Genomic DNA, 11586 nt, shown 5'->3' on the forward strand with positions numbered 1-11586 from the left:
CCATGCACCTGCTGCGTACACAGCCCGGCGGCTTCGTCCCCGACGACAGCATCGCTGACCTGGGCCAGACGCCCGCCGAGCTGGTGATCCTGTGCAGCGCCGACTCGAATCTGGCGCTGCTGGCTGAAACCGCGCGGCAATTGCCGGATAGCTACCCGAGCCTGCGCCTGGCCAACCCGATGCAGGTGCAAAACCATGCGTCGGTGGATCTGTACGTGGACGAGGTGCTGCGCCACGCCAAAGTCATCCTGATTTCCCTGCACGGCGGCATCGGCTACTGGCGTTACGGCGTCGAGCGGCTGGTGGAGCTGGCCGCGAAAGGCGTGAAGCTGATTCTGATCCCGGGCTGTGATCGGCCAGACCCCGAGCTGAGCGGCCTGAGCACGGAATCCGTCGAAGACCGCGAGCGTCTCTGGCATTACCTGCGTCAGGGCGGCAAGCACAACGCGCTGGCGCTGTTCAATTTCATCGCCACACGCTGGCTGGGCGGCGACTACCCGTGGGCCGAGCCGCAGACCCTGCCGCGCACCGTGATTTATCACCCGCAGAACGCCAACGCCGACCTGGCCCGCTGGCAGGCCGACTGGCGCGCCGATCAGCCGGTCGCGGCCGTGCTTTTCTATCGCTCCCACCTGCAGGCTGCCAACACCGGCTTCATCGATGTGTTCTGCGAGCGCTTGTCGGCCCAGGGCCTGAACCCGTTGCCGATTGCCGTCGCCAGCCTGAAGGAAGCCGGCTGCATGAGCGCGATACAGGACTGGCTCGACGAGGTGGATTGCGAGGTGATTCTCAACACCACCGGCTTCGCCCAATCCAGCCCGGAAGCGCCGGATGTTCGGCCGTTTCGCCGAGACATCCCGGTCATTCAGGCCATTTGCGCCCAGGACAACGAACCCGCCTGGCAGGCAAGCGCCCAAGGGCTGGGCCCCCGAGACCTGGCGATGCACATCGCGCTGCCGGAACTGGACGGGCGCATCATCAGCCGGCCAATCAGCTTCAAGGACCTGGCCTGGCACAGCGAGCGCAGTCAGTCCGACGTGGTTTGCTACCGCGCCCAGCCGGAGCGCATGGATTTCGTCGCCGAACTGGCCCGGCGCTGGGTGCTGCTCGCCCGCACCGCCAACACCGACAAGCGCGTAGCGCTGATTCTGGCCAACTATCCAACCCGCGACGGGCGCATCGGCAACGGCGTCGGCCTCGACACGCCAGCGGCCGCGCTGAACATCCTTAAGGCCATGCAGGCGGAGGGTTACCCTGTTGAGGACTTGCCCGAGACCGGTACTGCGCTGATTCACGCCTTGCTCGGCGGCGTCACCAATGACCCGGACAGCCTCGATCGACGGCCGTGCCACCAGAGCATGGCCATGGACGAGTACAGGGCGGCGTTTCAAGCGCTGCCGCAAGCCAATCGCGATGCAGTCATCGCGCGATGGGGCGCCCCTGACACCGACCCCATGTGTCGGGACGGGCGGATGATGATCGCCGGCCTGCGTTTCGGCATGACCTTCGTCGGCATTCAACCGGCGCGTGGCTACAACGTGGACCACAGCGCGGTGTATCACGACCCTGATCTGGTCCCGCCCCACGGCTATCTGGCGTTTTACTTCTGGCTGCGCAAACGCTATGGCGCTCACGCTGTCATCCACGTCGGCAAGCACGGCAATCTGGAATGGCTGCCGGGCAAAGGCGTCGGTCTGTCCGAGTATTGCTGGCCGGACGCGATCCTTGGCCCGATGCCGAATATCTACCCGTTCATCGTCAACGATCCGGGCGAGGGCGCCCAGGCCAAGCGCCGCACCCAGGCGGTGATCATCGACCACTTGATGCCACCGCTGACCCGCGCCGAAACCTACGGTCCGTTGCGCGACCTTGAACTGCTGGCGGACGAATATTACGAAGCGCAGCTGCTTGATCCGCGCCGCGCCAGGGAGCTGCAAAAAGACATTCTCAGGCTGGTGCGCGAGACCCACATCGACCGCGAACTGGCGATGGACGGGGACGCCAACAGCGAGGCCGACGCCGCCGTGTGGCTGCCGCGTCTGGACACCTACCTGTGCGACCTGAAGGAGTCGCAGATCCGCGACGGCTTGCACGTATTCGGCGAGTCGCCCACCGGCCGGCTGCGCATCGACACGCTGCTGGCCATGGTGCGCGTGCCTCGCGGCGATGGTCGCGGCGGTCAGGCCAGTCTGCTGCGGGCGTTGAGTCAGGCGCTGGCGCTGGATTTCGACCCGCTGGACTGTGATCTCGGTGCGCCATGGACCGGCGACAAACCTCACGCATTACATGAAGTCAGCGCTGAATCATGGCGCACGACGGGTGATACCCGTGAGCGGCTGGAGCTGTTGGCCGCGCAGATGATTGAGCAGATTGCCAGCGGCGTGCCTCTCAGTAATCGGTTAGAAAACAACAGCTTGTCCGACGTTGTTCAGTCCCTGCATGAAGTGGTTATCCCTCGCCTCGACGCCTGCGGTCCTGCCGAGATGTCGAACCTGCTCGGCGCATTAAGTGGGCGATTCGTCCCGGCCGGGCCGAGCGGCGCCCCCAGTCGTGGACGGCTGGACGTGCTGCCCACCGGGCGCAACTTCTTCTCCGTGGACGTGCGCAATCTGCCGACCATGACCGCGTGGCGCATTGGTTTCCAGTCGGCAAATCTGTTGCTGGAGAGGCACTTACAGGATCATGGTGATTATCTACGTCAACTGGGGCTTTCGGTCTGGGGTACGGCGACCATGCGCACCGGCGGTGATGACATCGCCCAGGCCATGGCGCTAATGGGCGTGCGTCCGGTGTGGGCGACGGGCAGTCAGCGCGTCGATGACTTTGAGATCCTGCCCCTGAGCCTGCTCGACCGGCCGCGGGTCGATGTCACCCTGCGGGTCTCCGGTTTCTTCCGCGACGCCTTCGCCAACCTGATCCGCCTTTTCGACGCCGCAGTGCAGGCCGTCGCAGCACTGGACGAGCCCGACGACATGAACCCGCTGGCCGCCCGCGTGCGCCAGGAGCGCGAGCAATTGCAGCGCGACGGTCTGGATGCCGAGCAAGCGGCGAAGCAGGCTGGCTGGCGCATCTTCGGGGCCAAGCCAGGCGCGTATGGCGCAGGGGTACAGAACGCCATCGACGGGCGCTTGTGGCAGAGCCGCGAAGACCTCGCCGAGGTCTACCTGAACTGGGGCGGCTACGCCTACGGCGGCAGCGACGAAGGCACGCCGGCCCGTGACGGTTTTGCCAAGCGGCTGAGCCAGGTTCAGGCGGTGCTGCAGAACCAGGACAACCGCGAACACGATGTGCTGGATTCAAACGATTACTACCAGTTCCAGGGCGGCATGCTGGCGGCAGTGGAAAGCCTGTCCGGCGAGAAAGTCGCCAGTTATCACGGCGACCACAGCCAGCCTGATCTGCCGAAGATCCGTACGCTGAAGGAAGAGCTCAACCGGGTGGTGCGCTCCCGGGCGGCCAACCCGAAGTGGATCGAAGGGGTCAAGCGCCACGGCTACAAGGGTGCGTTCGAGATGGCGGCGACGGTGGATTTCCTGTTCGCCTTCGACGCTACCACCGAGCTGATCGACGATCACCAATACGCGCTCCTGGCCGATGCCTATCTGCTGGACGCCTCGACCCGCGATTTCATCCAGCAGCACAACCCGGATGCGCTGCGGGACATGACCGAGCGCATGCTCGAGGCGCAGCAGCGCGGCCTGTGGCAGGAACCGGGCGAGTACCGCGAGGCGCTGGAGAATCTGTTGCTGGACATCGAAGAGTCATGAGCGTGAATGAGGGCCTGCACAGCAGCCCGTGCAGACGCCTGACTGGATTGAACACCGTGATTGACCCGCGGCTTTACGAGAACCGACCATGACCGACACCCCACATTTTCCCCTCGCTGCCGTCGTCGGTGCCGATGACCTGAAGCTCGCCCTGTGCCTGACCGCCATCGACCCGAAAATTGGTGGCGTGCTGATCGAGGGCCCGCGGGGCATGGCCAAATCGACCCTGGCCCGAGGGCTGGCGGATCTGCTGGCCAGCGGTCAGTTCGTCACGCTGCCGCTGGGTGCAACCGAAGAGCGCCTGGTCGGCACGCTGGACCTCGACGCGGCGCTGGGCGAAGGCCGCGCGGCATTCTCGCCGGGGGTTCTGGCCAGGGCGGACGGCGGCGTGCTGTACGTCGATGAGGTCAATCTGCTGCCGGACCATCTGGTCGACCTGCTGCTGGACGTGGCCGCCAGCGGGGTCAATCTGGTGGAGCGCGACGGCATTTCCCATCGCCATGCCGCGCGCTTTGTGCTGATCGGCACCATGAACCCGGAAGAAGGCGAACTGCGCCCGCAGTTGCTCGACCGTTTCGGCCTGAACGTGGCGTTGAGCGGGCAGACATTGCCGGAACAGCGGGGGCAGATCATTCGCCGCCGTCTGGATTTCGACGCCGCACCTGAAGCGTTCTGCCAGCACTGGGCCCCGCAGCAGCAGGCGTTAAAGGCGCGGTGTGAAACCGCCCGAAGCCTGTTGCCGAACATCGAGCTGGATGATGTCAGTCTGGGCCTGATCACCGAGCGTTGCTTTGCGGCCGGGGTCGACGGTTTGCGTGCGGATCTGGTCTGGTTGCGCGCGGCCCGTGCCCATGCTGCCTGGCGCGGCGGTGCTCGGATCACCGAAACCGACATCGACGCCGTGGCCGAATTCGCCTTGCGCCATCGCCGTCGCGAGCCGCAACCGCCCCATCAGCCCCAATCCCGGCCGCCTGCGTCATCGGAGCAAAGCCCGCCGAGAGCCGACAACGGCGCTCAGCCGCAGCACGAAGCGCCAGAAACAGGCGAGGGCAGTTGGGGTGAGTTGCCCGCCCGCAGCGTGCAGGCGGGCAGTCGCAAAGAAGTACCCCACTGGCCAAAAAAGCCCTAGGCATTCGCCCCCGCCTGTCCAAGGGGGCGAATGCCAGCCCTCGACCGGGCGCACTGGTCGGCGGTAGAAACGGCGCTGCCCGCCCCGGTGCGGAGGGCGCCATTGCCTGGCTGCCGACCTTGCTGCGCGGCCGCCCTCGGGTTCGTGACGATCTGGTACGTCAGCCCCGCAGTCGCCGGCCGGAGCAGCTCTGGCTGGTGATCGTCGACGCGTCGGCATCGACCCGGCGCAATCAGGCGTTGAGTCAGGCGAAGGGTTTATTGGCGGGGTTGTTCGATGATGCGTATCGGCAGCGCGCCAGGCTGGCGTTGCTCACCGCCAGCGGCAAGGGCGCGCGCTGGCAGCATCAGGGCTTGAAAGCCAGCGCCGCGTTGCAACCCTGGCTGGATGCATTGGGCGCTGGGGGCGGCACGCCGCTGTTCGACGCGATCAATCAGGCGGCGGACTGGTCTGCAAAACGGCAGAAGCGCTGCCCGGCTGAACAGCAACGGGTGCTGATTCTCACGGACGGGCGCGTCAAAGACATGCCGACGCTATCAGCACGACCGGCGCAGCCGCTTCCCTTGTTCGGCGGCCCCGTGCTGCTGATCGATATCGAGCGCGGGCCCATTCGACTGGGCCGCGCCCGGGACATCGCCGCGCAGCTGGACGCCGACTACCGCCACATCGACGAGCGCTGAGCGCGCGTCGTCGGCAGGGGTTAGATCAGCAGGTCTTCAGGCGGGCATGGTCCACGGCTCAAGGCTGTAGCCTTCGCCGCTGATCTCGGCACGGGCCTGTTCCAGGAACTGCGCCAGTTGTTTCGGATCGGAGTAGGCGCTGCTGGGGATCTGCTTGCGGCCAATGCGGGTGCTGGTGCGGTCGACGACGGTCAGGCTCAGTTCGCCATTGCCGTCCTGCGGGGCCCAAGCCACGCACTGGAAGGGTTCAAAGGCGTGACCGGCAATCAGCAAAGCATCGTTGAAGCGCAAGGGGGCGTTCATGGACTGTCCTCAAAGTGCCCGTATCCGTTGGCACCGGCGGCGGGCGTTTCGCTCGGTGGTTACGCGTATTGCTACTTGTGTTGCTACTTGTACTGATGACCGTCCCCCACGGCTGAGTCACACCCATTTCTGAAATTTCTTGATTTATTTTAAGCGTCGGTCCGATCGCGCTTCCTCGCCGCGCTTGGGCCAAACTCCTGCAATGCCTTGGCAGCGCACGCCCGATCGCCGTCTATCTCAGGCCACGCTGCTAAGCACGTTTCGATCTTAGGCTTATAGATAATCGATCCAAGGACGCGTCAAAAATCTTGCTATGGTGTCAATCGGCCTTCACAAGCTACTGTTTAAAAAACGTTTTCCCACGATCACTATGCGACCCCGGCGCCAAGGAAACTCACATGCATGATCTGGCCTCCATCCGCCGCTTGCTGATCGTCGAACCGTGCGAGGAATGCCTGCAGTTGGTCCCCGGCTTGCGCATCGCGGGTTGGGATGTCGACAGCTGCACCCTTGAAGAGGCAGCGCTGCGTCCCTGTGACGTGGGCCTTATCCGCCTGCTGCCCGAGCATTTCGAACACCCCGAAGTGGTCAAATCCCTTATCTCCCGAAGCAATACAGAATGGATCGCAGTCCTGACCAGCGAGGACCTGCGCCGCGAGCACATCGGTGATTTGGTCTGTGAGTGGTTTTTCGATTTCCATACCTTGCCCTTCGACGTTGCCCGGGTGCAGGTGACATTAGGCCGCGCCTACGGCATGGCACGGCTGCGTGCCAAAGGTGCCAGTTATGCCAAAGGCGCCCCGTACGGAGAGAGCCCGGGTCCGCAACTGCTGGGGGAAAGCCGGCCCATGCGCGAATTGCGGCGATTGCTGAGCAAGCTGGCGCCAACCGAATCGCCGGTGCTGATCCGTGGCGAAGGCGGGACGGGCAAGGAGCTGATCGCGCGCACGCTGCACGCGCAGTCCCAGCGCCGCGAGCAGCCATTCATCTCGATCAACTGCGGGGCGACGCCGGAGCATTTGCTGCAGGAAGAACTCTTCGGCGAGGCAGGGGAGGACGTCGACGCATCACGCCAGCGCAGGACGGGGCGCATCGAAGAGGCCAACGGCGGCACGCTGTTTCTCGACGAGATTGGCGATCTGCCCCTGGAGGTCCAGGCCAATCTGTTGCGGTTCCTGCAGGATCGGCACATCGAGGTGGCGGGCGAGCGGATCCCGGTCGATGTGCGGGTGCTGGCGGCGACCAATGTCGACCTGGAAGCGGCGATTCGCATGAAGCGTTTTCGCGAAGACCTGTATTACCGGCTCAACGTCTTGCAGGTGGGCACCGCGCCGCTGCGCGAGCGGCACGGCGATCTGGCCTTGCTAGCCAATCACTTCGCCCAGTTCTACAGCCGGGAGACCGGCCGGCGGGTGCGTAATTTCAGTCAGGACGCGCTGGTCGCCATGGGCAAGCACGACTGGCCCGGCAACGTGCGGGAGCTTGAAAACCGGGTACGTCGCGGGCTGGTGCTGGCCGAAGGGCGGCAGATCGAAGCGTTCGACCTCGGGCTGCTGGGCGAAGAAGAGATCAGCTCCAGCATGGCCACTCTCGATGAGTACAAGTCTCGGGCGGAACGGCAGGCGCTGTGCGATGTGTTGACCCGTCACAGCGACAACCTCAGCGTGGCGGCCAAAGTGCTGGGCATCTCTCGCCCAACGTTTTATCGCCTGCTGCACAAACACCAGATTCGCTGATCGCGCGTCGGGCGAGTTGTCCGGCGCCGCTTACGTCCGGCTGGTAGGCATTCAGTCGGTAATCAGCTGGGCAACCCGTTGCAACACTCGCTCACTGCGGTAGCTCCAGCTCCCGCCAATCACTTCGAAGGTCTGCCCATGGGCCACCAGCCACTGCCGGCTGGCCTCGAAGAATGCGTGGCGTTCGCTCAGGTCTGGCTGGCAACGCTGGCCGTCGCTGATCCATTCGACGCCTTCCGGCGAGAGCAACAGGTGAAGATCGTAATGGCGCTCGGCTAGTGCGGCTTCGAGCCACGCCGGGCAGTCGTTGAACAACGCGCGACTCCAGAGGATGTTGCTCAGCAGGTGAGTGTCAAGAATCAGCAGCGCCGGTTTCAGCGAACGGGCGGCGTCTTCCCAGGCCAGCTGCTCATGGGCGATGACATCGATGTCTGCGTAAACGGTGTCCCGCTGCACCTCATCGATGAACTGGCGCACGTATTCGCCCACCAGCACGCCACCGAACTGCCGTTGAATCTCTTCCGCCAGCCAGCTCTTGCCGCTGGACTCTGGCCCTGTCAGTACCAGCACTTTCATCCCGATCAACGCGCCAGCGCGGGGTCAGCGCGCCAGTCACGCCAGCCTTGCACGGCGAGCAGGGTGAACAGCGTGTACAGGCCGGCGGTGAGGTACAGCGCTTTGTAGAGAAACAGGCCGACGAAGATCACGTCGAGGAGGATCCACAGCGGCCAGCACTGCACGCGCTTCTGCGCCATCCATACCTGCGCCACCAGGCTGTAGCCGGTCAGTGTGGCGTCGAGCCAGGGTTGTGCGGCGTCGGTGAAGTGGGCCATGGCCGCGCCGAGGACAAGGCTGACCAGCGCGCCGGCCACCAGGCTGAGCAGCAGGCTGCCACTGCCCAGCGAGGTGACGATGCGGCCGTTGTCCGCCGCGCCCCGGCGGGTCCATTGCCACCAGCCGTACACCTGGAGCCCGGCGTACACCACCTGCAGCAGCATGTCGGAGTAGAGCTTCACGTCAAAGAAGATCCAGGTGTAGAGCAACACCATGACCAGCCCGATCGGCCAGCACCACGGGTTTTGTTTGACTGTCAGCCAGACGGCAATGACACCGAGTGCGGCGGCGAACAGTTCAAGCCCTGACATGGCAACTCCTGAGGAAACGATGAAAAAACGGGTCGGCGATTGTAGGCGCTTTATCGCCCGAGGTGGGGCGCGATGATGCGTCGGAAGCGTCTGAAAAGGCACTGGAAAAACAGCCCGGGCAACCCGCGGGATTCATAGAGGAAATGTAACGACGCTGAGACAAACGTCAAAGCCTTCGCGCCAGTATTCATGCTAGCGCGTTCGTCAAAAAGGTCTGCTAGCATCGCCGCGCTCATGCCCGAGCCAGACAGCCTGCGTTCATGCTTTTTTTACGCTCGACCGTTTATCGTTCGCGCAACAGTTTGTAATACAAATCAAGAGAGCCTTGCCATGAGCGGGCTCCAGCCGGGGGAATGATGGATCTTTGGACCGCCGCACAGGCACTGATACTTGGAGTTGTAGAAGGGCTCACGGAGTTTTTGCCGATTTCCAGTACGGGCCATCAGATCATCGTTGCGGATCTGATCGGTTTTGGCGGCGAGCGCGCGATGGCGTTCAATATCATTATTCAGTTGGGGGCGATCCTGGCGGTGATGTGGGAGTTTCGTCGCAAGATCCTCGACGTGGTCACCGGGCTGCCGACCCGGCCCGAAGCGCGGCGGTTCACCGCCAACCTCATCGTCGGCGTGCTGCCCGCCATGGTCCTCGGGGTGCTGTTTTCCGATCTGATCCACGAATACCTGTTCAACCCGATCACTGTCGCCGTTGCGTTGGTGCTGGGCGGTTTCATCATGCTCTGGGCCGAGCGCCGCGAGCATGTGATTCACGCCGAGACCGTGGATGAGATGACCTGGGTGGATGCGCTGAAGGTCGGCTTCGCGCAATGCCTGGCGATGATTCCGGGAACTTCGCGGTCGGGCTCGACCATCATCGGCGGGCTGCTGTTCGGCCTGTCACGCAAGACCGCCACCGAGTTTTCGTTCTTTCTGGCGATGCCGACTATGATCGCGGCTTCGGTGTACTCAGGGTACAAATACCGTCACCTGTTCCAGCCCGACGACCTGCCGGTGTTCGCCATCGGCTTCATCGCCGCGTTCATCTTCGCGATGATCGCCGTGCGCGGTTTGCTCAAGTTCATCGCGACCCACAGCTACGATGTGTTCGCCTGGTACCGCATCGCGTTTGGCTTGCTGATCCTGGCGACCTGGCAATTCGGCTGGGTCGACTGGTCCAGCGTGCAGGGCTGATCTTCCGATGACTCAACGCTTCGAACCGCAAAACCCGGGTCGCCCGGCCGCTGCTAAACCCGTCGCCGTGCGCTTTCTGAAACTCAAGCTGCTGGCGCTGCTGTTGCTGTGCGGCCTGCCGGTTTACGGGGTTGTCACGTATTGGACGAGCGGCGTCAGCTGGCTGCCCGCGGCGATCTACGCACTGATGAGCGTCGTCGCATTTGCCCTGTATGGCTACGACAAGAAGCAGGCCCGGCACAGCGGACAGCGCACGCCGGAAAAGCTGCTGCACGGGATCGAACTGCTCAGTGGCTGGCCCGGCGCGCTGCTGGCTCAGCAAGTGTTTCGCCACAAGACCCGCAAGTTTTCCTACCAGTTGGTGTTCTGGCTGATTGTCCTGCTGCACGAGTTGTTCTGGATGGACCGTCTGCTGTTCGGCGGTCGCCTGATCTCGCGGCATCTGTTCTGAGCCGTTTTTAAGCAGACGCGGCGACGGTTATAGCTTCAACGCCACCTGCCTGCGCTTCGACAGTTTGCCGACCACCAATTGATGGGAGCGGGTCAGCAAGTCCTTCAGCTCGTCTTCGCCCATGGCGAACGGGTAGGTGAGGGTGATCCAGTGGGCGCGGGCCAGGTATGGCGCGGGCCGTACGCCCGGACGGTCGACGTAGCCGAGAAACAACTCGGCGCCGACCTTGAACGACAGGTCGTTGCCCGCCAGGCCCATCACCGCAAACATCTTGGTGTCCGCGATGGAGAACACCCTGACGCCGCCCCATTTGTAATCCTCCCGCGCGCCCGGAAGACTCAGGCAGAACGCGGCGACGTCTTCAATCTGCATGGGAGTGTTCCTGAATGCGGGTGAGGGGTGACCGGCAGCCTGCGTTAACCATTTGAACGACCGCCATTCGAGGCCAGGTCCGCCAGAATCGGGCAGTCCGGGCGGCGGTCGCCCTGGCAGTGGCTGACCAGATTCTGCAGGGTGTCGCGCAGGCCGGCCAGTTCTTCGATCTTCTGATTGAGTTCGACGATGTGCTTGTGGGCCAGCGCCTTGACGTCGGCGCTGGCGCGCCCGCGGTCCTGCCAGAGGGTCAGCAGTTTGCCGACTTCTTCCAGGGAAAACCCCAGGTCTCGCGAGCGTTTGATGAACGCCAGGGTGTGCAGCTCGTTCGGGCCATACAGGCGATAGCCACTGTCGGTGCGGGTGGCGGCCGGAAGCAGGCCGATGGATTCGTAATAGCGAATCATCTTGGCGCTGAGGCCGCTGCGTTTGGCGGCTTGTCCGATGTTCATGAGGCGTCTCCCGTGTCGTTGGGCGTGTCTTTGGGGTCGTCTTTGGATTCGTTGTTGGGTGTCCAGGTTTTCAACAGCAGGGCGTTGCTCACCACGCTGACGCTGGATAAGGCCATGGCTGCGCCCGCCAGCACCGGATTGAGCAGGCCGAACGCCGCCAGCGGAATGCCGATCAGGTTATAAACGAAGGCCCAGAACAGGTTCTGGCGGATCTTCGCGTAGGTCTTGCGGCTGATGTCGAGGGCGGCGGGGATCAGCCGCGGGTCGCCACGCATCAACGTGATACCGGCGGCGTGCATGGCCACGTCCGTGCCGCCGCCCATGGCGATGCCGATGTCGGCGGCGGCCAAGGCAGGGGCGTCGT

General features: G+C 63.9%; 11 protein-coding genes and 1 pseudogene. 6 read left to right on the forward strand and 6 right to left on the reverse strand.

Annotated features, from left to right (window positions below; genetic code table 11):
* Positions 1-2: 2 nt before the first annotated feature.
* From cobN to QMX88_RS21850, 3 genes are all read left to right on the forward strand, one after another.
* Entirely contained in the window at positions 3-3767 is a 3765-nt protein-coding gene (gene cobN, locus QMX88_RS21840) for a cobaltochelatase subunit CobN (RefSeq protein WP_282372318.1), read from the forward strand.
* A gap of 88 nt (positions 3768-3855) precedes the next feature.
* The gene (locus tag QMX88_RS21845) at positions 3856-4896 is read left to right on the forward strand and encodes an ATP-binding protein (protein ID WP_282372320.1); all 1041 of its coding nucleotides are present in this window, start codon (positions 3856-3858) and stop codon (positions 4894-4896) included.
* 53 nt (positions 4897-4949) lie between these two features.
* A complete protein-coding gene (locus tag QMX88_RS21850) occupies positions 4950-5576 on the forward strand; it encodes a vWA domain-containing protein (RefSeq protein ID WP_282372329.1) in 627 nt (208 codons plus the stop codon).
* 36 nt (positions 5577-5612) lie between these two features.
* Here QMX88_RS21850 and QMX88_RS21855 read toward each other — a convergent pair whose 3' ends face one another.
* Positions 5613-5879 carry a hypothetical protein gene (locus tag QMX88_RS21855; RefSeq protein WP_062381945.1) on the reverse strand — a complete coding sequence of 89 codons (267 nt, stop codon included), beginning with the start codon at positions 5877-5879 and terminating at the stop codon, positions 5613-5615.
* 398 nt (positions 5880-6277) lie between these two features.
* Between QMX88_RS21855 and QMX88_RS21860 the strand changes: the two genes are divergently transcribed.
* Positions 6278-7615: a sigma-54 dependent transcriptional regulator gene (locus QMX88_RS21860; protein ID WP_282372321.1), complete on the forward strand. Its 1338-nt coding sequence runs from the start codon at positions 6278-6280 to the stop codon at positions 7613-7615.
* Between the two features lie 51 nt (positions 7616-7666).
* Here the strand turns inward: QMX88_RS21860 and QMX88_RS21865 are convergent, their stop codons facing one another.
* Together QMX88_RS21865 and pnuC are read right to left on the reverse strand one after the other, a co-directional pair.
* Positions 7667-8191 carry an AAA family ATPase gene (locus QMX88_RS21865; protein ID WP_282372322.1) on the reverse strand — a complete coding sequence of 175 codons (525 nt, stop codon included), beginning with the start codon at positions 8189-8191 and terminating at the stop codon, positions 7667-7669.
* A 5-nt stretch (positions 8192-8196) separates the two neighbouring features.
* Positions 8197-8760 carry a nicotinamide riboside transporter PnuC gene (gene pnuC, locus QMX88_RS21870; RefSeq protein ID WP_282372323.1) on the reverse strand — a complete coding sequence of 188 codons (564 nt, stop codon included), beginning with the start codon at positions 8758-8760 and terminating at the stop codon, positions 8197-8199.
* A 356-nt stretch (positions 8761-9116) separates the two neighbouring features.
* On the opposite strand from pnuC, the gene QMX88_RS21875 reads away from it, so the two are divergent.
* Together QMX88_RS21875 and QMX88_RS21880 are read left to right on the forward strand one after the other, a co-directional pair.
* Complete coding sequence (locus tag QMX88_RS21875) at positions 9117-9947, forward strand: undecaprenyl-diphosphate phosphatase (protein WP_192172066.1); 831 nt, start codon at positions 9117-9119, stop codon at positions 9945-9947.
* Between the two features lie 7 nt (positions 9948-9954).
* Positions 9955-10398, forward strand: a complete 444-nt coding sequence (locus tag QMX88_RS21880) for a DUF1294 domain-containing protein (protein ID WP_282372324.1) — start codon at positions 9955-9957, stop codon at positions 10396-10398.
* 27 nt (positions 10399-10425) lie between these two features.
* On the opposite strand, the gene QMX88_RS21885 is transcribed toward QMX88_RS21880, so the two are convergent.
* From QMX88_RS21885 to QMX88_RS21895, 3 genes and pseudogenes are all read right to left on the reverse strand, one after another.
* Positions 10426-10770, reverse strand: a complete 345-nt coding sequence (locus QMX88_RS21885) for an MmcQ/YjbR family DNA-binding protein (RefSeq protein WP_282372325.1) — start codon at positions 10768-10770, stop codon at positions 10426-10428.
* A 44-nt stretch (positions 10771-10814) separates the two neighbouring features.
* Positions 10815-11222, reverse strand: coding sequence for a Cu(I)-responsive transcriptional regulator (gene cueR, locus QMX88_RS21890; RefSeq protein WP_282372326.1), 408 nt, complete (start codon positions 11220-11222; stop codon positions 10815-10817).
* A pseudogene (locus QMX88_RS21895) lies at positions 11219-11586 on the reverse strand (copper-transporting ATPase); the annotation flags it as partial. The gene cueR and the pseudogene QMX88_RS21895, both read right to left, overlap by 4 nt.

Origin of the sequence: Pseudomonas sp. PS02290, assembly GCF_029960075.1 — a bacterium.
Classification (GTDB): Bacteria; Pseudomonadota; Gammaproteobacteria; order Pseudomonadales; family Pseudomonadaceae; genus Aquipseudomonas.